Annotated in this window: 24 protein-coding genes and 2 pseudogenes; 24 read left to right on the top strand and 2 right to left on the bottom strand. The window is 42.7% G+C overall.

Features of this window, described 5'->3' with window-relative positions:
* Positions 1-41: 41 nt before the first annotated feature.
* From MHI30_RS13330 to MHI30_RS13265, 14 genes and pseudogenes are all read left to right on the top strand, one after another.
* Positions 42-2,162 (top strand): penicillin-binding protein 2, encoded by a 2,121-nt coding sequence (locus tag MHI30_RS13330; protein ID WP_020452207.1) that lies wholly within the window; start codon positions 42-44, stop codon positions 2,160-2,162.
* A gap of 192 nt (positions 2,163-2,354) precedes the next feature.
* The gene (locus tag MHI30_RS13325) at positions 2,355-3,272 is read left to right on the top strand and encodes a phosphate ABC transporter substrate-binding protein (RefSeq protein ID WP_020452206.1); all 918 of its coding nucleotides are present in this window, start codon (positions 2,355-2,357) and stop codon (positions 3,270-3,272) included.
* 74 nt (positions 3,273-3,346) lie between these two features.
* Complete coding sequence (gene pstC, locus MHI30_RS13320; RefSeq protein WP_003183532.1) at positions 3,347-4,276, top strand: phosphate ABC transporter permease subunit PstC; 930 nt, start codon at positions 3,347-3,349, stop codon at positions 4,274-4,276.
* Entirely contained in the window at positions 4,276-5,163 is an 888-nt protein-coding gene (gene pstA / locus MHI30_RS13315; protein WP_075752308.1) for a phosphate ABC transporter permease PstA, read from the top strand. Before pstC ends, pstA begins: the two co-directional genes overlap by 1 nt.
* A gap of 19 nt (positions 5,164-5,182) precedes the next feature.
* Positions 5,183-6,010 carry a phosphate ABC transporter ATP-binding protein PstB gene (gene pstB, locus MHI30_RS13310; protein ID WP_020452204.1) on the top strand — a complete coding sequence of 276 codons (828 nt, stop codon included), beginning with the start codon at positions 5,183-5,185 and terminating at the stop codon, positions 6,008-6,010.
* Between the two features lie 12 nt (positions 6,011-6,022).
* Positions 6,023-6,802: a phosphate ABC transporter ATP-binding protein PstB gene (gene pstB / locus MHI30_RS13305; protein WP_020452203.1), complete on the top strand. Its 780-nt coding sequence runs from the start codon at positions 6,023-6,025 to the stop codon at positions 6,800-6,802.
* Between the two features lie 170 nt (positions 6,803-6,972).
* Positions 6,973-7,200: pseudogene (locus MHI30_RS13300) on the top strand (IS3 family transposase); the annotation flags it as partial.
* 192 nt (positions 7,201-7,392) lie between these two features.
* Positions 7,393-8,046, top strand: coding sequence for a YIP1 family protein (locus MHI30_RS13295; RefSeq protein WP_075752312.1), 654 nt, complete (start codon positions 7,393-7,395; stop codon positions 8,044-8,046).
* A gap of 24 nt (positions 8,047-8,070) precedes the next feature.
* Positions 8,071-8,415, top strand: a complete 345-nt coding sequence (locus tag MHI30_RS13290) for an uberolysin/carnocyclin family circular bacteriocin (RefSeq protein WP_020452200.1) — start codon at positions 8,071-8,073, stop codon at positions 8,413-8,415.
* A gap of 72 nt (positions 8,416-8,487) precedes the next feature.
* The gene (locus tag MHI30_RS13285) at positions 8,488-10,182 is read left to right on the top strand and encodes a hypothetical protein (RefSeq protein ID WP_075752314.1); all 1,695 of its coding nucleotides are present in this window, start codon (positions 8,488-8,490) and stop codon (positions 10,180-10,182) included.
* Positions 10,179-10,886, top strand: a complete 708-nt coding sequence (locus tag MHI30_RS13280) for an ABC transporter ATP-binding protein (RefSeq protein WP_075752315.1) — start codon at positions 10,179-10,181, stop codon at positions 10,884-10,886. Before MHI30_RS13285 ends, MHI30_RS13280 begins: the two co-directional genes overlap by 4 nt.
* Positions 10,883-11,437 carry a stage II sporulation protein M gene (locus tag MHI30_RS13275; RefSeq protein ID WP_075752317.1) on the top strand — a complete coding sequence of 185 codons (555 nt, stop codon included), beginning with the start codon at positions 10,883-10,885 and terminating at the stop codon, positions 11,435-11,437. Before MHI30_RS13280 ends, MHI30_RS13275 begins: the two co-directional genes overlap by 4 nt.
* The gene (locus MHI30_RS13270; RefSeq protein WP_075752319.1) at positions 11,427-11,723 is read left to right on the top strand and encodes a methyltransferase; all 297 of its coding nucleotides are present in this window, start codon (positions 11,427-11,429) and stop codon (positions 11,721-11,723) included. The genes MHI30_RS13275 and MHI30_RS13270 overlap by 11 nt, the downstream gene beginning before the upstream one ends.
* Before the next feature lie 502 nt (positions 11,724-12,225).
* Positions 12,226-12,476 (top strand): annotated as a pseudogene (locus MHI30_RS13265) (IS3 family transposase); the annotation flags it as partial.
* A gap of 56 nt (positions 12,477-12,532) precedes the next feature.
* Here MHI30_RS13265 and MHI30_RS13260 read toward each other — a convergent pair.
* Positions 12,533-13,012 carry an endolytic transglycosylase MltG gene (locus MHI30_RS13260; RefSeq protein ID WP_075752321.1) on the bottom strand — a complete coding sequence of 160 codons (480 nt, stop codon included), beginning with the start codon at positions 13,010-13,012 and terminating at the stop codon, positions 12,533-12,535.
* The gene (locus MHI30_RS13255; protein WP_011198121.1) at positions 13,009-13,359 is read right to left on the bottom strand and encodes a hypothetical protein; all 351 of its coding nucleotides are present in this window, start codon (positions 13,357-13,359) and stop codon (positions 13,009-13,011) included. Before MHI30_RS13255 ends, MHI30_RS13260 begins: the two co-directional genes overlap by 4 nt.
* Before the next feature lie 175 nt (positions 13,360-13,534).
* On the opposite strand from MHI30_RS13255, the gene MHI30_RS13250 reads away from it, so the two are divergent.
* From MHI30_RS13250 to MHI30_RS13205, 10 genes are all read left to right on the top strand, one after another.
* Positions 13,535-14,032, top strand: a complete 498-nt coding sequence (locus MHI30_RS13250; RefSeq protein ID WP_075752323.1) for a hypothetical protein — start codon at positions 13,535-13,537, stop codon at positions 14,030-14,032.
* Positions 14,029-14,958, top strand: a complete 930-nt coding sequence (locus tag MHI30_RS13245) for a glycosyltransferase family 4 protein (RefSeq protein ID WP_237562596.1) — start codon at positions 14,029-14,031, stop codon at positions 14,956-14,958. Before MHI30_RS13250 ends, MHI30_RS13245 begins: the two co-directional genes overlap by 4 nt.
* A 285-nt stretch (positions 14,959-15,243) precedes the next feature.
* On the top strand, positions 15,244-15,393 hold the full coding sequence (gene rpmG / locus MHI30_RS13240; RefSeq protein WP_003183500.1) for a 50S ribosomal protein L33: 150 nt from the start codon (positions 15,244-15,246) through the stop codon (positions 15,391-15,393).
* A gap of 49 nt (positions 15,394-15,442) precedes the next feature.
* A complete protein-coding gene (locus tag MHI30_RS13235; RefSeq protein WP_075752325.1) occupies positions 15,443-16,015 on the top strand; it encodes a 5-formyltetrahydrofolate cyclo-ligase in 573 nt (190 codons plus the stop codon).
* Between the two features lie 42 nt (positions 16,016-16,057).
* On the top strand, positions 16,058-16,231 hold the full coding sequence (locus tag MHI30_RS13230; protein WP_167564577.1) for a hypothetical protein: 174 nt from the start codon (positions 16,058-16,060) through the stop codon (positions 16,229-16,231).
* A 96-nt stretch (positions 16,232-16,327) separates the two neighbouring features.
* A complete protein-coding gene (locus MHI30_RS13225) occupies positions 16,328-17,866 on the top strand; it encodes a rhomboid family intramembrane serine protease (RefSeq protein ID WP_075752327.1) in 1,539 nt (512 codons plus the stop codon).
* 77 nt (positions 17,867-17,943) lie between these two features.
* Positions 17,944-19,398, top strand: a complete 1,455-nt coding sequence (locus MHI30_RS13220; protein ID WP_075752329.1) for a spore germination protein — start codon at positions 17,944-17,946, stop codon at positions 19,396-19,398.
* A 99-nt stretch (positions 19,399-19,497) separates the two neighbouring features.
* A complete protein-coding gene (locus tag MHI30_RS13215) occupies positions 19,498-19,695 on the top strand; it encodes a YqgQ family protein (RefSeq protein ID WP_020452188.1) in 198 nt (65 codons plus the stop codon).
* A 24-nt stretch (positions 19,696-19,719) separates the two neighbouring features.
* Entirely contained in the window at positions 19,720-20,694 is a 975-nt protein-coding gene (locus MHI30_RS13210; RefSeq protein ID WP_075752331.1) for an ROK family glucokinase, read from the top strand.
* Positions 20,695-20,875: 181 nt separating this feature from the next.
* The gene (locus tag MHI30_RS13205; RefSeq protein ID WP_075752333.1) at positions 20,876-22,774 is read left to right on the top strand and encodes an LTA synthase family protein; all 1,899 of its coding nucleotides are present in this window, start codon (positions 20,876-20,878) and stop codon (positions 22,772-22,774) included.
* Positions 22,775-22,833: the final 59 nt, after the last annotated feature.

Here is a 22,833-nt window from a genome sequence, read left to right as displayed (position 1 = left end):
TTCATAAGGTGTCTTTTCTTTATTTCAAAAAGGTGATGCTAATGATGAACAAAAAAATGAAAACTGAAAAACGCAAATCGCTCCCCATCAGATTGAACATATTGTTCCTTCTCGCTTTTATTATTTTCACCATCGTCGTCGTGCGCTTAGGCATGGTGCAGATCGTCTTTGGCGAAGACTATACGAACGAAGTGCAGAAGCAGGAAGAAGTCGATGTCTCGACAAGCGTTCCGCGGGGGAAAATATATGACCGGAACTTGAACACGATCGTGAAAAATAAACCGATGAATGCCATTACATACACAAGGACATCATCGACCTCTCAGGAGGACAGGCTCAAAGTAGCAAAAAAACTTGCAGAAATGATCGAAATCGATACAGATAAAATAACGGAGCGCGATAAAAAGGACTATTGGATTTTAACGCGGCCGAAAAAAGCCGAGAAGCTCATCACCGATCAAGATCGAAAAAAAGTTAAGGACGGCAAGCTGAAAGAAGATGATCTATACCAGCTGCAGCTTGACAGGATCACGGAAGATAAACTGAATGAACTGACAGATCAAGATTTGAAAGTCTTGGCAATCAAGCGTCAGATGGATTCTGGATACGCGCTGACTCCGCAGTATATTAAAAACAAGGACGTAACCGCAAAAGAAATGGCGGTTGTCAGCGAACACCTGGACGAGCTCCCTGGAGTCGATGTGACGTCAGATTGGAAGCGGGATTATCCTTATAACGGTCTGCTCAGAACGATGATCGGCAGCATATCCGATTCAAATGAAGGACTTCCGAAAAGTCTGCTCGATCATTATTTGTCGCTCGGCTACAACCGGAATGACCGGGTTGGAAAAAGCTACCTTGAAGCCGAATATGAAAATGTGCTTCAGGGACAGAAAGAGAAAGTGAAAAATATTACCGACAAATCAGGGGACATCGTCGATACGGAAGTCATTTCCGAGGGGAAAAGCGGAAAAGATTTAGTCTTGACGATTGATGTTGATATGCAAAAAGCGATTGAAAAAATTATCGAGGATGAACTGAAGTCTGCCAAAGCCCGGCATAGCGCTCCGCTTCTCGACCGCGCATTCGTCGTCATGATGGATCCGCGAAACGGGGAAGTGTTATCGATTGCCGGCAAGCAGCTTAAAAACGAAAGCGGCAAATTAAAGGTTGACGACTATGCGCTCGGCGCGATGACGTCTTCTTATGCGATGGGCTCGGCTGTCAAAGGGGCCACCGTTTTAACAGGTCTGCAGACGGGAGCCATTAATTTAAATACGACTTTTCTTGATGAACCGCTCTACATCGGAAAAGGCAACCCGAAAAAATCTTGGGCAAGCAACTTGGGAACACTGGGTATCCAGGGAGCGCTTGAAAAATCTTCAAACGTGTTCATGTTTAAAACGGCGATCGCCCTTGGTAAAGGCCAGTATAAGGCGCGCCAGCCGCTCGACCTTCAAACAAAAGCATTTGATACATTCAGGTATTATTTCAGCCAGTTCGGCCTCGGCGTCAAAACCGGAATCGATCTGCCAAATGAAGCAACAGGCTACAAAGGATCTCAAAGACTGCCTGGTTTCTTGCTTGACTATTCCATCGGACAGTATGACACATACACACCGCTGCAGCTGGCTCAGTATGTATCAACGATTGCCAATGGCGGGTACCGCATGAAGCCGCAGCTCGTGAAAGAGATCAGGGAGCCTGATTCGAAAAAAGGAATCGGGGCCGTTACACAGTCCGTGCAGCCTGAAGTATTGAACAAATTAGACATGAGCGATCAATATATTAAAGAAGTCCAAAACGGATTCAGGCGCGTCATGACAAAAGGTACGGCAGCGGGTCAGTTTGCTTCTGCTTCATATAAACCAGCAGGAAAAACAGGAACGGCCCAGTCTTTCTATGACGGACCGGACAAATCGAAAACGGGAACACCGACATATAATACAACGCTTGTTGCCTACGCTCCTTACGATAATCCGGAAGTCGCAATTTCCGTCGTCGTTCCTTGGGTTTATAACGACTATGGTCAAAGATATTCAATTACAAACGAAATCGGCCGGAAAGTGCTTGATAAGTATTTTGAACTGAAATCAAAACAATCGAAAGAAAATACCGCCGAAAAAAATAAAGACAAAATCGAAAAAGAAGCTACAGAATAGGACTTTTTCATTAAAACACCTGCATTGAACCATGCAGGTGTTTTTTTGTGCGCCCGTTCCTTTCGTCCGCATTCTATACAAAGTTCAAGCTTATTTTACAAAACCTTAATAATTCATTTAAACAAGATTAATATTGAAAAGTTACGCTATACCCGTAGGACAAATTACACATTTACGCGGGAGGATTAAGAAGTGAAACCATTTAAAAAAATCACACTGATGTTCATCATGTCCGTTTTAGTTGTCTTCGCAGCAGCTTGCGGAAGCAGCAGTACAAACAACAATGCAGACGAAGGCAAACAAAGCGATAAAGCAGAGAATAAGGCTTCAGGTTCTTTAACGATTTCGGGTTCTTCGGCGATGCAGCCTCTTGTCTTAGCAGCGGCTGAAAAATTCATGGATGAAAATCCTGATGCCGATATTCAAGTTCAGGCTGGAGGTTCTGGCACAGGCCTTTCCCAAGTGGCTGAAGGCACAGTCCAAATCGGAAACTCCGATGTCTTTGCCGAAGAAAAAGAAGGCATTCCTGCAAAAGAACTTACCGATCATCAAGTTGCGGTTGTCGGAATGGCAGCTGCCATCAACCCTGAAGTAGGCATCGATGACATTTCGTTAGAGGATCTCAAAAAGGTATTCACAGGTAAAATCAAAAACTGGAAGGAACTAGGCGGGAAAGATCAAAAGATTACGCTTGTCAACCGTCCTGATTCTTCAGGAACCCGCGCGACTTTTGTCAAATATGCACTTGACGGAGAAACTCCGGCTGAAGGAATCACGGAAGATTCTTCAAACACAGTGAAAAAGTTAATCGCTGAAACGCCTGGGGCAATCGGATATCTTGCGTTTTCTTATATCAAGGATGACACTGTCACTCCGCTTTCAATCGACGGCGTTAAGCCGACAGCCGAAAATGTACAAAAAGGCAAATTCCCGATCTGGGCATACCAGCATTCTTATACGAAAGGCGAGCCTGAAGGCTTGGCGAAAGAATTCCTCGACTATTTGATGAACGATGACATTCAAAAATCCATCGTGACGGAGCAGGGCTACATTCCAGTAACAGACATGGAAGTAAAGCGCGATGCGGATGGAAAGCAAACTGATAAATAATTGACAATAGAAGGCGGGAAAGTGTGCTCCTGACACTTTCCCTCTTATGACTTGTTCTTATAGGAGTGTAAAAAATGGTTCAAAAAATAGAGAAACTGTCCGCGAAAGAGCGGCTGATCAGCTCCAAGCATAATCGCAAAATGGATGAAATCCGCGGGAGGATTTTGGTTGCGTCGTGCGCGTTTATCATGATGGCGGCGGCGATTTCGATCACAATTTTTCTCGGAAATAAGGGGTTGCAATCTTTTCTGGCCAATGGTGTAAGTCCAATTGAGTTCTTAACCAGTCTAGATTGGAATCCAACGAACGAAAACCCTGAATACGGAGCCCTTCCGTTTATACTCGGATCTTTTGCAGTGACCCTTCTTGCATCTTTGATTGCTGCACCGCTTGGAATAGGAGGTGCGATTTTCATGACGGAAATCGCGCCATCATGGGGCAGAAAAGTACTGCAGCCGGTTGTCGAATTGCTTGTTGGTATTCCTTCCGTCGTTTATGGATTCATAGGCCTTACAGTGTTAGTGCCGTTCATCTCACAGTTTAAGTCAAGCGGATCGGGCCACAGCCTTCTGGCGGGAACGATCGTCCTGGCTGTCATGATTTTGCCGACGGTCACTTCTATTTCAACGGATGCGCTCATGTCGCTGCCGAAAAATCTGCGCGAAGGATCATACGCATTGGGCGCAACCCGCTGGCAGACGATCCGCAAAGTGCTGATACCGGCAGCGCTGCCTTCGCTTCTGACAGCCGTCGTCTTAGGAATGGCGAGGGCGTTCGGCGAAGCGCTGGCCGTGCAGATGGTCATCGGAAATTCCCGAAACTTGTTTGAGAGCCTTTTAGACCCTGCGGGGACATTAACAACGATCATAACGTTGAATATGGGCCATACAACATACGGGAGCGTGGAAAACAATACGCTCTGGTCAATGGGGCTTGTCCTTCTGATCATGTCGTTCTTGTTCATCCTGCTCATCCGCTATCTGTCATCCAGGAGGAAACTGTAATGAACAGCAAAGTAACAGATCGTTTAGCAACCGGTGTTTTTGGATTGATCGCTGCGGTAATCGCCGCCATTCTTGTCGGTTTGTTCGCTTATATCATCATCAATGGTGTTTCACATATCAGCCTCAGCTTTTTAACTTCGCGTTCCAGTGCGCTTTCAAGCGGCGGCGGAATCCGCGATCAGCTGTTCAACTCGTTTTATATTCTCGCACTGACGATGCTGATCACGGTTCCCCTTGGAGTCGGCGGAGGAATTTATATGGCTGAATATGCGCCCGCCAACAAATTGACTGATTTTATCCGTGTCTGTATTGAAGTTTTGTCATCCCTCCCTTCGATCGTCATGGGGATGTTCGGCATGCTGCTGTTTGTAAATCTGACCGGATGGGGGTACAGCATTATCGGAGGAGCGCTTGCTTTGACGATTTTCAACCTTCCCGTCATGGTCAGGGTGACAGAGGATGCGATCCGCTCTGTACCTAAGGAACAAAAAGAAGCTTCCCTTGCTTTAGGTGTATCCAAGTGGCATACGATTAAAACGGTATTGATCCCTGGTGCGGTGCCGTCCATCATCACAGGCGCGATTCTTGCGTCGGGCCGCGTATTTGGCGAAGCTGCCGCTTTGCTGTTTACAGCCGGACTAACCACGCCGAGACTGAATTTCGCCGATTGGAATCCGTTTTCTGAGACATCGCCGCTCAATATTTTCAGACCGGCTGAAACGCTGGCCGTTCATATTTGGAATGTAAACACGCAGGGGATCATTCCCGATGCTGAAGCGATTGCAAACGGCGCATCCGCCGTTCTCGTAATTTCCGTCTTGATCTTTAATTTGGCAGCCCGATGGCTCGGCTCTTTTATTCATAAAAAATTAACGGCAAACAAATAAGAAGGAAGGATGAAATCATATGGCTCAGGTCCAGATGCCGGTTTTGGAAACCGTGCGCGACAATATCGGAATCGCTCCGTTTCCTGAAGCGAAAGAACATATTTTAGAAGTGAAAAATTTAAATATTTACTATGGAGAAAAGCGGGCCGTCAACGACATTTCCATGCATGTTGACAAACATGCCGTTACGGCTTTGATCGGTCCGTCAGGCTGCGGAAAATCAACTTTTTTAAGAAGCATCAACCGGATGAACGATCTGATTCCATCAGCCAGAACATCCGGAGAAATACGATATGAAGGGCTTAACATCCTTGATTCCAATATCAATGTCGTCAATCTGAGAAGGGAAATCGGAATGGTATTTCAGAAGCCGAACCCCTTTCCAAAATCGATTTACAGCAACATTACCCACGCTTTAAAGTATGCGGGCGAACGGCGTAAATCCGTGCTTGATGAGATCGTGGAAGAAAGCTTGAGGAAAGCCGCGCTGTGGGATGAAGTGAAAGACAGGCTGCATGAGTCGGCTTTTTCGCTGTCAGGCGGGCAGCAGCAGCGCCTCTGCATCGCCCGGACGCTCGCGATGAAGCCTGAAGTCTTGCTTCTGGATGAGCCTGCTTCAGCGCTCGATCCGATTTCAAATGCGAAAATAGAGGAATTAATCGTCGGTTTAAAAGAGGAATACTCGATCATCATTGTCACGCATAACATGCAGCAAGCTTCAAGAATTTCCGATCAAACGGCGTTTTTCCTTAACGGAGATTTGATCGAATACGATCGTACGGAAAAGATTTTTATGAATCCTTCAGAAAAAAAGACAGAGGATTACATCAACGGCAGGTTTGGATAAGGAGGGGCCGGTATGAGCGCTGTAACAGCTGTAAAGCCAAAAGATGTGTACCAGATCAACGATTTGAATTTATGGTACGGCGAACATCACGCATTAAAGAACATTAACTTGACAATACCCGAGTACGAAATTACCGCCATCATCGGTCCGTCAGGCTGCGGAAAGTCGACCTTCATTAAAACGCTGAATCTCATGATCAATATGGTTCCGAATGTCAAAATGACCGGAGAGATCAGCTACAACGGAACGAACGTACTCAACAGCAAAGTCGACCTTGTTGAGCTGCGGAAGAAAGTCGGTATGGTGTTTCAAAAAGGAAATCCGTTTCCCCAGTCGATTTTTGATAATGTCGCATACGGACCGAGGATCCATGGACTGAAAAACAAAAAAGAATTGAATGAGAGAGTGGAAAAAGCGCTTATGGATGTGGCGCTGTGGGATGAAGTGAAAGACCGGCTTCATTCCCAGGCGCTCGGACTTTCCGGAGGGCAGCAGCAGCGCCTCTGCATCGCAAGGGCGCTGGCCACCAATCCGGACGTTCTCTTGATGGATGAACCGACATCCGCTCTTGATCCAGTTTCGACTTTGAAAATTGAAGAGCTGATGCTTAAGCTGAAAGAGAAATACACGATTGCAATCGTCACGCACAATATGCAGCAGGCATCGAGAATTTCCGATCAAACGGCGTTTTTCCTCATGGGCGAGCTGATTGAGTGCAACGATACGGTCAAAATGTTTTCAAGTCCTGACGATTATCGGACAAAAGATTATATTACAGGCCGGTTCGGATGAGAAAGAGGCTGCCGTTTTAAAGCGGCAGTCTTTTTTGCATCGGCGGCGGAGGCAATAAAAAAGCAGGCTGGTACGAAGGGGTCTGACCCCATAGATGAGACAAATAAAAAACACCTTCAAGTTTGCACGGATAGTTGTTATCCGAAATAAGACATGGAGGTGTTTTTTCTATGGGGACAAGTAAACGGAAGGCTGGAGAAATGAGATTGGTAGGCGTACCTATGAAAGAGATCATGCAGAAATCGAATATCAAGAATAAGGCGCGGGTTCAGACATGGGTCAGGTGGTATAAGGCTGCGGATAAACACCGATTCGAACAGCCTGTTGAAAAACAATATACTTATGGAAAGGATCCCGAGTATTCTTCTGAATTAGAGAGACTGCAGGCAGAAAGTCGTTAGCTGAAACAACAAAATGAAGTTTTAAAAAAAGGGGGTAGTCCCAGAGGCATTCTTTTCGATTTTTATGAAACAATTCAACCTTAAATTTACCTTAATAAATAAAATTCCATATTGACCAAACATTGTAAAAGGTGATACATTATTTAATAGAATTAACAAAAAATACTTTTGTTTATATAAGGAGCATTTATGGATAACAAACAAAACTTTATTACTCTCATACATCATTTCATATTTTCTCCAAAGGACTTTCTTTCTATCAAGTATTCTAGCGATAAGAATTATCGTCATTCTTGGTTTGTCTTCCTAGCTGTATTGTTTCTGTTTTTAGGCTTTTATTTAGCTATCTTCCCAACACTCTCTACCTTGATTAATAATTCATTTCAAGACAATGGAATTGATTATACAACTGATATGAATACACTCATTATGATTATTACATTAGTATTAGGTATTATTCAATTTACCTCGATGGTTCTTGTAAGCTTTTTTATTATACATATTATTGGGATATTAATTGGCGGGACCGCTACCGCCAAAGAATTTTTCCCTAGTTTTATTTATTCAATCATACCAATAGGCATCAAATTTACAATACTCGTTATTTTTTCTTTCTTTTTAGGTAGTGATTTCGCCTTTTCAGTTATTTACCCAAATTCTCAACAGCCACTAGATATTATCTTGAATATTATTATTGACCCTTTCTTTTGGTGGTCTACCATTCTAGGGTGTATTGCCTTAAAAGTAATACATCAAATTTCTTATAAAAAAACCATCATAATCATTAGCATTACAATGTCTTTAGGTATTATTTCTCTTTTTTCAACAAGTTTATTTTTATAAACTGAAAGGAGGTGAAATTTCAAAATGAAAAATAGCAATCTTTTTAAAATTGCAAGTATTACAGGTGTAGTTTCTCTCTTTGCCATTGCTACTTTCCTGATGGGCTCTTCAGAAGGTATTGCAGGTTTAGCTTCTATTGACTTTAGTTCAGGTCATCAGTTCGCTTTAGACCTTGCAACAAACCTAGGAATTAGTAAAAAAACAGCCTATGTAGCAATCGGTGTTATTATGACAACAGGCGATGTATTAACAATTCTCAGCCTATTGGCTGTTGTTTTGGGCGGAACGGGTCTAATTACAGCTGCAATGGTAGCTACAGCGAAAAAGCTGGCTAAAAAATACGGCAAGAAATATGCTGCTGAATGGTAAAATGACCAAAAGGAAGAGATTGAGGAGTATAATTATACTCCTCCTTATTTTCGTTTTAGGAGGAATATACACATGCTCAACAAAAGGGTTCTCATTGCAAACTTTAAACTAACCTATAGACGAACTTTAAATCGCTTGATTTATTTTTTTCCATCAAGCGAAAATTTACTTAAATCAAATAAAATTCTATTTGTCTTTGCGCCCTTTTTCTTGGTGTATATATTTATTCTATATAAAGCCTCACAGACTCTTTTAACTGGAGTTCCAGAGCATATTCTAACCCTAGGTACTAATTTTATCATTCTCTTTTTTGTTTTGAATATATTAAAATCATCGACTGATATCATACATCGATATGTATATCCTGAAGATTTTCTTCTTCTCCATACTTTAAAAACGGATCCAAAAAAAATTTTATTATCAAGGTTCTTTACAACAATTTTTCTAAACATCCTGTTTAAATTAACAGTAGTGTTATTCCCTATACTCTTTTTTATAAATTTTTCTACACATGACCGTATATATCTTTTGTTATCATTTCCATCACTGCTAATATTTATTGTTGGACTGACAAGTCTTTATTCATCGCTTACATACATCGTTTATTCTAAATTTCTACATAACATTTTAAATTCACGATTAAAAAGCTTGTTATCCCTTATAGGAATTGCCTGTATATCTGCCATTTCAACTACTTTTCTTGGCTGGATTGGACTTAATTATTTTTATCAAAATGATCTCCTTGAAGCTATTGGCAATTTCATATATCTATTCAAATTAGATATGATATTAGCCACCAATTGGCTACCTACAAATTGGTTTTTACTTTCAACAAGTGATATACATTTATTTTTTATATATTCTATAGGTTATATTGCTTTAGGTTGCCTTTGCGTCTTTATTACCTTTCATTTAATTTCGAAAGTATTGATTATAAAAGAAGCAGTACCTAATAATCTTTTGCCAAAATTAAAACCAATTAAGTTGCCTTTTTTAAGCTTCTTACAAAAGGCCTTACCACGGCAAAATATTGCTATTCTAAAGAAAGACCTTACTGCACTATTAAGGGCTAATTTTACAATAAAAAAACGACTGGTACTTTCCATTAATATGATTGCAATAGAACTAGGTGTATTGATAGGTCTTAGTTTAAATCAAATGTGGTTTGATTTCTCAGATATCTTTGTTATCTACCCAATTTTATTTGCGGTGACTTATAATACATCTTTATTAGGAGAGGGATTACTTGGCGTAACTTCAGCAGATGCAGAGCGTGAGAACCTTTATGTTTATAAGAGTTCGGGTGCTTCTATTTTTAAATTGATCGCAGGAAAATCTTTATTGCACTTATCTGTGATTCTTATTTTAATGAATACGTTATTTCTATTTATCTTATTGTTATTCAACTTAGATATTATGACGCAATTTATATTGTTCATCATGATTAACTCCATCAGTCTTATCATAGGTGCTGGGCAAATTATTGGAACATTTCTCTATCCTCGTTTAGATTGGGAGAATTTCGAAGATATTGGTTCATCTGTTAAAGCATCATTTTTTGAACATACTATTCTCGGAGTGTTACTGGCATTTTACCTTCAGTTGTATGGTATCACAGGCGTTCTCGTTACATTTGATATTATTAATAGGGGAATATTCTTTTTAGTCATTGTAACAGGCACCATTTTATTTGTTATAGGTATTGGATTCTTTTATTATTTTTGGATTAAAAGAATAGGAACGAAAAATTGGGAGATGAAAACATGAACATTGAAAATGTGTCTTTCAAATATAAAGATAAACTGATCCTTAAATCTATTAATTTAAAGATAGAGAAAGGCAAAGTGTACGGCTTGCTTGGACCAAATGGAGCCGGTAAATCAACTCTTTTAAAATGTATCCTTGGTATAGTGAAACCTTACGAAGGTAAAATCACTATCAAAGGAGAAACCTTGGAATCTGAAAGATCCTCTTACCTTAAATATATAGGATACGTTCCAGACGCGCCTTTTATCTATCATTATTTAACACCTAGAGAGTACCTTGAGTTTGTTGCTGATTTACAAGATGTCCCTTATGAGATTAAAAATGATAGAATAGATCTTTTGTTAAGTCAATTTAACTTGAAAGATAATGAAAATGACATGATATCTACATTTTCTTTTGGTATGAAACATAAGTTATCTGTTGCAGGAGCCATACTTCATGAACCAGAAATATTAATATTAGATGAACCATTAGGTGCATTTGATCCTCCAACTACAAAGATGATGAAAAGTTTTCTCAAACGTTATGCTGAACAGGGAAACACTGTCATCATGTCTACACACCTTGTAAACATAGCACAACAACTATGTGATAAGGTTGGAATACTGATTAATGGTACTTTAGTTAAAGAATATAATCACCTTACAGACATAAAGGATTTTGAAGATTTGATTATAAGGGATATGGATACGATTCTAAAATGAAGGAATTATTAAAAAGAAATAAGCGTATACTCTATATAGCAAGCTCCTTTTACATAGTGGGTTTAGTTCTTGGTGTGATTTTTAACAATATTCTACCTAGTCTTAGTCAAGATAATGTTCAAAATATCACAGTATTGGGTTATTTTACACATAATTTTGCAGCAAATTTATTTCTCATTTTTTCAATGTTTACATTTGGAATTTTGACATCTATCTTATTAATATTGAATGGCTTCTTAGTCGGTCTATCTTCTTTACATAGTATCACCGACCATGGAAACGATGTCTTATTTATATTAACTGCTTTGGTTCCTCACGGTATTTTTGAGATTCCCGCAATGATTTTATCGGGAGCACTTGGTTTCAAATTGTTAGATTACGTATATATGAAGATAAGGGGTATTAAATTTCCGAAAAAACAGTTTTTACTAGATTTTTTGTACTTTGTTATTATACTATTTTTATTGACATTACTTGCTGCTGTTACAGAAGCATTAATAACGCCTTATTTACTTACCAAATTAACATTAGGAGGCTCTTATGTTCTTTAATAAAAAGCAGATAGATAAATTATTGGATGATCATACAGAAGAAGAACAAAAAGAAACGAAAAGTAAAGTTAATACTTCATTTATAATAGTATTTTATTTTTCAATACTGCTATCAATCTGTACTATCTTTTTTGATTATAGGTACTTTTTGATTGCTTTGTTTGGCCCGACTATTTTAGTAACTTTTATATCCCCACCTTTCCAAACCAAAAAAGGTATTTATAGAATTTTTTCGGCCATATATTTAATAATTTTAATTACAGTTACTTTCTTTTGGTTAAATTAAGTGCTTAATTCTCAATCAAAAAACATCCTTAATGGATGTTTTTTGATTGTTTAAATTAATAATTTGAATTGCTTTTTGACAAGTTCCACCCCGTACTACGAATGGGTTCTTCATCCTTTTTGTTACTGTATAGGTATGTAAACGGTTTATTGTAGGAGGGGTCTTATGTTAACGTTTACTGGTTTGCTGATTTTGGGAAAGTAAGTCCGACCATCGTGTCTCTGATAGGGGTGCTCATTGCTGGATTTGACATCAATGATATTTAAACCTTCTTTGAAGAAGGGATTATCAAAGTACTGCCAGTGGCGACCATGTTTATCTTCGCCACTTTATTTTTTGCATTTTACAAGACACAGGATTCTTTGAACCTCTAATCAAAGCATTAAAAAGCTGACAAAGGGGAATGTTGTCACTGTTTCCATGGGGACAGCTGCAATTGGGATGATCTCACACTTAACTGTACCCGCACTGCTTCCACTTGTAAAAATTACATATAAGTCCTTGCTTACTGTACGACCAAGGTTAAGTGTATACATCTTACGAGTATCAGAAAGCTATTAATATAATGCCTCCATCGGATCGTTTCATTCCTCACTAAAGTCTGAAACGTTCTATCTTAACAGCATTGATCGAACTACGACTGCCATCGTAGAACGCACTGTTAAAGAATACATTCATTATTTTAACAATATTCGTATTCAAACAAAACTAAACAACCAATCACCGGTAAACTATCGGGAATTGGTTGTTTAAAGGTGTTTTTGAATCCTGTCTCAAAACGGGGGTCAGTCCCGTTCCAGTCTGCTTTTTTATTTAGACAGCGTTTTGACGATGTTTTTCAAGCTGTCACCGCGCTTCAGTTCGTATTTACCTGCGCGGATTTTAGATTCGTTTCCGGTCTTTTTCACATAATCTTTGAAGTCATCGGCAGATGAAATCACTTTTCCTTTTGCAAGGAGGTCTGCTATCTCAGCCGTGCTCATGCCGCTTTTGATTTCAAGCTTATACTTGGAATCTTTTTTTTCTGCTTCCTTCTCTTTTTTGTTTTGAGACGAAGCATCCTGCTTCAGAGCGGTCTCTTTATAATGGAGCAGCTGCTGGTATTCTTCGCGTTTCAGCGAAACCTGCTGGTTGTCCTTTAAATAAGTTTTGACATCGTTTTCGCTGATGTTTTGAGCGTCTTTAGAAGCTTCAGCTTTTCCGTTATCCGTCAAATAAAATGCGCCTGCAAGAACGGCGGTAGCCAAAATCATTCCTCCGGCAAATGCTTGTACACTTTGTCTGGTCATACAAGCACCCTCTCATTGTCTTTAATGATCGCTTTGACATCTTCGACAGATACGTGCTCAGCTTTTGCGATGGCGTCTACAGACATGCCGTTTTGGTATTTTGAAAGAATCTGCTTCGCAATATGCTGGCTGATTCCGGCATTTGGTCTGCGGACGACCACATTTGAATCGAGGAGCTCTTCCTCAAGGACGGTCATCTTCTTTTTTAGTTTATAGATTTCCTGCATGGCGGACAGCTGAAGGGTTTCCAACTCCTGTTCAACTTCCTTGATCGGTTCTCTTTGAAAATATGAGAATGCAATCAGCGCAATACTGACAACGAGCAGCGCAATGATAGCAATTTCCACGTTCATCACCTTCAATTCTAATTTTCTCCTTCTTTTTTATACCATAAAAACGCTTGCTTCAAAAGGAGTTAATGCAAAAAATAAAAATTTTGTCGAAGAATTTTATTTTCGTTGCGCCTGCGGGGCCATTTCCAATAGGATAGATACATAACAGGACTTAACGGGAGGGCGCACGGTGAAAAGGATAATCATCTCGAAAAAACCTTTTCAACATAGTATTCGAAGCGAATCTTCGTTTTGTAACGATATTTTAAAAATATCTTCGCCGGATCATGAAACCGTTCGGCTGAGCTGGGAGATCTCAGATGCGGCCCTTTCTGCGGCTGAAGCGGTTCTGTTTGAAAGGATAAGAGACGTCGAAAAGCAAATTCTTCTCTTTTGCGTAAAAAACGGAGAGCGCAGCGTACGGACGATCCATACCGATGCATTTAAAGGGGAAGCCTCGGTTTTTCCCGCTGCAGGCAATGCGTTCTACAAAGCGGAATACCGGATATACAATTCGCTCAACATGTCGCTGGCCGTTCTCACATCCAGCTGCTTCTTCCTTGGGGAAAACGGAATCCATTCAAACAGCAGCTGTTTTCTGTATCACGACAATCAGCAGGATTGGACGACTCAATTTTCCTCGTATACGAGTTATTCTTTAATAGAAGGAAAGGAGCGTTTCCGTTGATCAACGTATTGCTGCTGTCGCTGGAAAATCCCCTTTTATTGAAAAGCGGAGCGGGACGCTATGTGAAAAGTCACCTTGAACTATTGCGGAACGAAGTCAGCTTTACCGTCTGCACGACGGCTGCCGGGCAAAACAGCCATGCATGGGAAACGCTTGAGATTCCGCTTGATTTAAAAGTGTTCGCTTCTTTTGAAGAGGCGGTGGCCGCCATGAATTTTCAGATGATCAAAACCGTGCTGGCTCAAAAAGGACAATTTCATTTCATCCATGCAAATGATGATATCACCGCGCCTGCCGCCGTTTATCTCAGCGAGATGCTGGCTGTGCCGCTGATTTCCACGGTACACGGCCTTGAAAGCGGCCGGAAAACGGCAGCAGGCGAAAATGTCCACCCATACAGAGCAAGCCTCGAACGGCTTCTGGCTGAAAAAAGCGATCAAATTCTCGTGCTGAGCAGCATGATGAAGTCAGACATGCAAAAGGCGTTTTCGCTTCCTTTCGAGCAAGTCCGCGTCATTCCCCATCCGTGCAAAAAAAGCCGCACAGTGAAAAAACGAATGAAAAGCGCGCCGTACTTTTTTTCCTGCGGAAGGTTTGTTCCGGAAAAAGGGTTTATCGCATTGCTGCACGCCTTTCAGCAGCTTCGCAAACGGCGGCCTGATCTTGAACTTGTCATTGCCGGGGAGGGACCGCTTCAAAGCGGGATCGAGGCCAAGGCAAGAGAATTGGGTATTAAGGAAAGTGTGACAATTCTTCCTTTCCTTTGTGAAGAGGAAAGAGAGAGCTGGCTGGCATTTTGTGAAATGGCTGTTTTCCCAAGTTGTTATGAGCCGTTCGGCATCGCTGTTCAAGAAAGCATGGCCGCAGGCGCTGCCGTCGCCGTCGGAATCAACGGGGATGGAACGATTTCGTCATCGATCGGGTGACAGGCTTTCATCTTGATTTTAATGATCCGGATAAGGCTGCATATGCGCTCGCAGAAATTGTCGGCGCTAAGGAGCAGCTGCTCAAGGTCGGGCGAACGGCAGAGGCTTATATAGTGGATTTGCATGATCCTGGATATATCAAAAATGTGTTTTTGCAACATGTGTATCACACGTCTTTTTAACAAACCGTGACAAACTAAAAAAAACGCCTGGCATTCCGGCATCATAAGTGGTATTATAGATAAGTCTGAACAGAAATGATATATAGTTTGGAGGGAAAAATAAATGCGCGTTAATATTACTTTAGCTTGCACTGAATGCGGCGAGCGTAACTATATTTCTACAAAGAACAAGCGTAACAATCCAGATCGCGTTGAATTCAAAAAGTATTGCCCACGTGACAAAAAATCAACATTACACCGCGAAACAAAGTAAGCAGCAGGGATTTTCCTGCTGTTTTTCTGTTTTTAAGGGGGAAAGAGATGTGAAGCGTTCTTTACGAAACGAGGTCAGAAAGAGGCTTGCAAACATGCCGGAACAGGAGTTTCTTCTAAAGGCGGAAGCGATTCACCGGAAGCTTTTTCAATCAAAACAGTGGAAAAAAGCGTCTGTCATTGCCCTCACGATATCCAGAAATCGCGAAGTTCCGACAAAACCGATTATCGAACAGGCACGGCTTGAAGGAAAAACGGTGTGCATTCCGAAATGTATGCCTGATACAAAAGAGATGCACTTTCGCAGCTTTCAGGATGAAAGCGATCTTGAAGTTGTGTATTTTGGGCTGCAGGAACCGATCGTGCACAAAACCGGGCGGATGGAGCCTGAAGACATCGATTTCATCCTTGTGCCGGGAATTTGCTATGACCGGACAGGATACAGAATCGGTTATGGAGGCGGCTATTATGACAGATACCTGGCCGGTTTCACAAAAGATACCGCATCGCTGGCTTTCGAGTGCCAAGTGATCGATCATGTCCCAAAAGAACCGCACGACATTCCGGTTGAGCAAATTTTTACCGAAGACGCCGTTTACACCTGCAGCGGGTCTGCTGAATAATTATTAAAAAATGAGACACGATACGGTTATAGGAGGGATCATATGAGAAAAGTTACATTCGCTGCAGTAGGCGTCATTGCCGCTCTTGTGTTTTTTCAAAACCGTTATCGTGTCATCAATTTCATTCTTGGTCAAAACCAGATCCGCCACTATTTTATCCATTTGATGATGAGAATTCCGTTTTTTCGCAATAAGTTTATACAGCAGGCTTTCTGAATCCCGTTTAAAAACGGGGTTTTTTTAAAGCGCTTAAAAGGCGCAGAATGACGCGTTTCCTGTTATAATGGACAAAAACAATTGTGGAGCGTCGGTATGTATTCAATCGATTATTTGTATTGGAATTTCATCGGGAACCTCTTAGACAGGGATTTTGAGCTTGTCCAGGCACCCGCTTCATTCGGAGAAGCCTGGCTTGAAGCAAGGGGGAGCGCGCCGTATGATTTGGTTCGCGTTTTTCGAAAGGATATCGATTTCAGACAGGATCTCGTCGGTGACTTGGAATCTCTTTATGAAAGAGCGGAGCGCCTGAGAGCAGCATCAAGGCAGCGAAAGCTCTCGATATTGAACGTCTATTTGTCGCAGGAAGCACCTGTAGATGAGTGGGAAGATGTTGTCAGTCATCCGGTCGCAGATAAACGGATCAGCATCGTGCCGGTTTTTATTGAGCACGCTTCGGCTGAAGAAGGCTTCCGCAAACTCGCCGTTGCTTTAAACATGGGGCCGGATGAGCTGACAGGCCACATGCAGGATGCCGGATACGAGAATGTGGAAGAGAAGAGAGCCGAAGTATTAGCAGCGGCTAAAGCAAGAGAAGAAGAAAGGCGGCGGGAAGCGGCTGTATTTGAGAAAGGCAAACCGATGTTTACCTGGATTTTTGCAGTGCTTCAAGTCTTCATGTTTCTGCTTCTGGAAATGTCGGGCGGCAGTCAGAATACCGACACGCTCATCCGGTTCGGTGCGAAGGAAAACAGCCTCCTGTTAGCCGGGGAATGGTGGCGGCTTGTCACGCCGATCGTTCTTCATATCGGATTGGTCCACCTCATGTTTAATACATTTGCATTGCTGTCTGTCGGAGCCGCGGCAGAAAGGGTGTTTGGATCATTCCGCTTTCTTGTTATATACATATCAGCCGGAATTTTTGGATCGATCGGCAGCTTTCTGTTCAGCCCGTATCCGTCCGCAGGGGCTTCGGGAGCCATCTTCGGTTGTTTGGGGGCACTTTTGTATCTGGCTTTTTCAAACCGGAAAGCTTTCTTAAAAACGATCGGAACAAATATCATTGTGATTATCATTCTGAACCTCGGCCTCGGTTTCACCATTTCAAATGTTGACAATGCCGGCCATATCGGCGGATTGATCGGCGGTCTCCTGACGGCCTTGGCGGTCGGAATCCCCGGGAAAAAAAGACCGCTCCAACGGCTGGCAGGCTGGGTCCTCATCTTTGTCATCGGAGGAGGGGCCCTGTACTTTGGGACACATTCAGCTTCGATGCAGGAAAATGCCATGCTGCATCAGGCGGCGCAATGGTATGATGAGGGAGACTATGAAAAGGTAAAAGATGCCTTGCAGGAAGCGGGCTCAAAACAGGATGCTTCCAGCGACACTTTAAGACTGCTCGCTTATTCCGAATATCAGCTCGGCGAGTATGAAAACGCGGAGAAAAGGTTCGAGGCCGTCGTTGAAAAAGATCCATCAGATCACGCCTCACACTATAATCTTGCCAGGCTCTATGCTCAAAAAGGCGAGTTTGCCAAAGCCGAACAGTCTGTTGTAAGAGCGTTGGCAGAAAAGCCTGATGAAGAGTTGTATAAAGCGTTTCGGGACGAACTTAAGAAAGAAACCGCCCGGTAACCAAGTATGAAAAGCTTCCGTTATGTTAAAAATGGTCTTTAGAACAGACTCATTTTGACGGGAGCTTTTAATATACAATGGAAAAAAAGCATGCGGTCCAAAAAAATTTAGCGAAAAATGTTGAATATTTAAATGAAAAGCTGGGTGTCGACAAAAGCTTCGACATGATCCGGCTTGATGTTGTTTATGCTGATAGAGACATGTCGCTTTATCTTGTCGACGGCTTTGTAAAAGATGATATTATGCACCATCTGCTTAAGAATCTCTCAAGGCTCACCCCTGAAAGTCTGGAAGACGATCCGCTTGAGAAGCTGATCAAAACGTACATCCCATACATCGAAATTGATACGGAAGACGACCTCGACAAAGCAGCCGCCCAGGTGCTGTCTGGGCCGGCCGTTCTCCTTGTCGACGGGGTGGACCATGCCATTATTATCGATGCGCGGACATACCCGGCAAGAAACCCGGAGGAACCCGACAATGAACGTGTCGTCAGAGGTTCAAGAGACGGCTTCGTCGAAACGATCGTGTTCAACACCGCACTGACGAGAAGGAGAATCCGCGACCGTTCCCTCAGAATGGAGTTCCTTCAGGTCGGCAGAAGAAGCAAAACGGATGTCGTCATCTGCTATTTGGAAGATATCGCTGATTTGGAAAGTGTAAAAAAGCTGAAACAATCGCTTGAAGCGATCGATACGGACGCTTTGACAATGGCGGAAAAGACACTGGAAGAATATATCGGCGGCCGTCATTGGAACCCTTATCCGACGGTTCGTTATACAGAAAGGCCTGATACTGCGGCCGTTCATTTGTACGAAGGCCACATTCTTGTCTTTGTGGACGGCTCGCCAAGCGCGCTGATTACCCCTGTTACTTTTTGGCACCATCTGCAGCATGCCGAAGAGTACAGAAACAAACCTCTTGCAGGCGCTTATTTGCGAATGGTTCGTTTTATATCTGTGTTGGCATCGATTTTTTTGCTGCCGCTGTGGTTTTTGCTTTCCGTCCATCCCGATCTTTTGCCGGACGCCCTTGAATATATAGGGCCTGACAAAAAAGGGGCTCTTCCGCTGCTTGCGCAATTCATCATAATTGAAATAGGCGTCGACATGATGCGGATGGCTGCAATCCACACCCCGTCGTCTCTGGCTACGGCTCTCGGACTTGTAGCTGCTTTAATGATCGGGGAAGTGGCGGTGCAGGTCGGACTTTTCTCGCATGAAGTCGTCTTGTATCTCGCTGTTGCGGCTATCGGCACGTTTGCTACGCCGAGCTATGAGCTGAGCATCGCGAACAGGCTGGCAAGAATCGTTCTCCTGATCGCGGCCGGCGCATTCGGGCCGATCGGCTTTGTCATCGCGATCTTCTGCTGGGTGATTTATCTGGTCAGAATGAAGTCGTTTCATGTGCCGTATTTATGGCCGTTTATCCCCTTTGACTACAGAGCCTTTCGAGATATCGCGATTCGAACGCCAATGCCGCTGAAAAATAGAAGACCCGTATTTTTGGATCCCCAGGATCCCGACCGCTGAATGTCTGTTTTCCCAGGAAAACAGGCTTTTTTTTTTGCTTGACGCCGGACAGCTTTATGAATACTCTAATGTTAGACCTTTAAAGAATGGTGAAATAAAATGAAAACAGCCTATGATGTACAGCTGTTGCTGAAACAGTTTGGATGTTATGTTTATTTTGGAGACCGCGAACTTGAACTTGAATATATGATGGACGAACTGAAAGAAATGTTTCTTTCGAATCTGATAGAAAAAGAACAATGGCTTAAAGGCGTTTCAATTTTGCAGAATGAACTCACAAAAGTAAAGAGAAAATAAAACAGGGATTAGAGGGGGAGCAGAATGAATGACAGCTGGCTGGTCGGAGTCGACCTTGGAGGAACAACGGTAAAGCTCGCTTTTGTAAGCGCTTATGGCGAAATCCTGCACAAGTGGGAAATTCCGACCGATAAATCGGGGGAAACGGTTACGGTAAGCATCGCAAAAGCCATCGACGGCAAATTGAAAGAGCTCGGCAAACCGAAGCACATCTTAAAATGGATCGGCATGGGCGCTCCGGGCCCCGTCAATACGGAGACCGGCATCGTTTATAAAACGACGAACATGGGCTGGGAAAACTATCCGTTAAAAGACCACCTTGAAGCAGAGACAGGAATAGCGGCGGTCATTGAAAATGACGCGAACATCGCGGCTCTCGGCGAAATGTGGAAAGGAGCGGGAGACGGCGCAAAGGATTTAATTCTTGTCACATTGGGAACGGGTGTCGGAGGCGGCATTATTGTAAACGGAGAAATCGTCCGCGGGCAAAACGGGGCAGGCGGTGAAATCGGCCACATCTGTTCAGTTCCTGAAGGAGGAGCGCCGTGCAACTGCGGAAAAAGCGGCTGTATCGAAACGATCGCTTCGGCAACGGGGATCGTCAGGATTGCCAAAGAAAAAATAAAAACCGGCCATCGAAATACAGACTTGCGTGCATGTCCGGAGATCACGGCGCGCGATATTTTTGAAGCGGCCCGGGAAAATGATCCGGTTGCTTGCGAAGTCGTCGATTATGTGGCGGGTCATTTAGGAATGGTCCTCGGCAACTTGGCGAGCTCGCTCAATCCTTCGAAAATCGTAATTGGCGGAGGCGTCTCAAAAGCAGGAGAAATCCTGCGCTCAAAAGTTGAACAATCTTTCAACCGCTTCGTATTTCCGCGGGCCGGCGAGGCGGCTGAGATCGTAATCGCTTCACTTGGAAACGACGCAGGCGTGATCGGCGGCGCATGGATCGCAAAAAACCAATGGCTGAAAAGCCAGGCGGAGCCTGTTTTATAAGCATTTTCAGACCGCTTTGCAGCATTGTTAACACTGTTAAGCCAATGTGAAAAATGATTGATTTTTTTGTACAGACAGGTTAAGATATGATTTAGTAATTTTAGCGATTTTTCTAAAATAAAACAATATGTGGAAATTCAGTTTACGGAAACATGCGTCTTGCTGCATAGGGAGGTTTCGAATGCGAAAGTCATTTTTTTCAAAGATTTCGTTTTTGTTAATTGCGACATTGCTGATGTGGCTGAAAACGTATGTCGTCTACAAAACAAGCTTCAATATTAAAATTGAAAACTTCATGCAAGAGTTTATATTGTTCATCAACCCTTTAAGCTTTTTGCTGTTTATATTCGGAATCGGCCTGTTTTTTAAAGAAAAAAACAGGAACCGGTTTATTATCGGGGCAAGCATCGTCCTGACGTTTGTCTTGCTTGCGAACATGATCTTCTACCGTTTTTACAACGACTTTTTAACGATTCCTGTATTGTTCCAGACGAATAATATGGGCGATTTGGGAAGCAGTATCAACTCTTTGTTTATGCCGACTGATTTGCTTCTCATCGTCGACATTGCCATTTTAATTTGGCTGTACAAGCGCCAGCCTGCCAAAACAGGCGGAAAGGCGACAAGAAAGGAGCGCGCGGCTTACTATCTATTTGTCGCTGCCGTTTTCTTTTTCAATTTAGGGATTTCTGAGACAGAAAGACCGCAGCTTTTAACAAGATCGTTTGACAGGGAAGTTCTTGTGAAGAATATCAGCCTTTACAACTTCCATATCTATGACGGGCTGATCCAGTCAAAGCAGTCTGCACAGCGTGCGCTCGCCGACAGCAACAGCCTCACGGAGATTGAAAACTATGTCAACGCAAACCGCACGGACACCAATAAGAAACTGGCCGGGATCGCCAAAGGGCGGAATGTGATTCTCGTTTCCCTGGAATCCACCCAAAGCTTTGTCGTGAACCAAAAGTTAAACGGCAAAGAGATTACGCCTTATTTAAACGACCTGATAAAGAAAAGCTACAGCTTCGAGAATTTCTATCATCAGACAGGCCAAGGCAAAACGGCAGATTCCGAATTCATCGTCGACAACTCTCTCTACCCTCTTGGAAGAGGAGCGGTCTTCTTTACGAATGCAGGAAACGAATATACGGCAATGCCTGAAATAATGAAAAATCACGGCTATTATTCCTCGATTTTCCATGCGAACAACAAAAGCTTCTGGAATCGGGATATTATGTACGATACGTTGAAATACGATAAGTTTTACGATATCAATTCCTATGATGTAAACGAAGAAAACTCAGTGGGCTGGGGACTGAAAGATAAGGAATTTTTTGAACAAACATCAGAGCTGATGAAAGAAATGCCTCAGCCGTTTTATACCCGCCTGATCACGCTGACAAACCATTTTCCATTTGAGCTGGATGAGGAAGATAAACTGATCGATGAATTTGATTCAAAAAGCCGTACGTTAAACAGATATTTCCCGACCGTCCGCTATCAGGATGAAGCGCTTAAACGTTTTATTGAAAAGCTGAAAGAAGACGGCCTCTACGATAATTCTGTTATCGTGTTATATGGTGACCATTACGGGATTTCCGAAAACCATAACGAAGCGATGAGCCAATTCCTCGGCAGAGAAGTAACTCCGTTTGAGGAAGTGCAGCTTCAAAGAGTCCCGCTTGTGATCCACATTCCGGGAGTGACGGATAAAGAGCCGAAAGCCATTGACACCGTCGGCGGCCAAATCGACATTCGGCCGACTGTACTGAACCTTCTCGGAATCGATTCAAGCGATCAGATCCAGTTTGGAAACGACCTGTTTGCCAAAGACAAAACGGAGTTTACAGTGCTTCGCGACGGCAGCTTTATTACGAAAGACAAAGTATACACAGACGGCATATGCTATGATAAATCGACAGGAAAGCCGTCTAAAGATAAAAAAGGCTGTGAGCCGTACATTGAAAAAGCGAAACAGGAGCTTTCATATTCAGATCAAATCATTTATGGCGACTTGCTGAGGTTTTATGACAGCGAGCGCTTAAAAAAGCAATCTGACGCCAAGCCGAAAGACGAGTAAGCTTTTCTTTTGGCGGAGAAAGCTGATGCAGCAGGCCGGATATCGTTCCGGCCTGTTTT

The organism is Bacillus sp. FSL L8-0528, from assembly GCF_038593085.1.
GTDB lineage: Bacteria > Bacillota > Bacilli > Bacillales > Bacillaceae > Bacillus > Bacillus paralicheniformis.
Note: the sequence above shows the minus strand (reverse complement) of the source record. Positions and strands in the feature narration are given on the sequence as shown.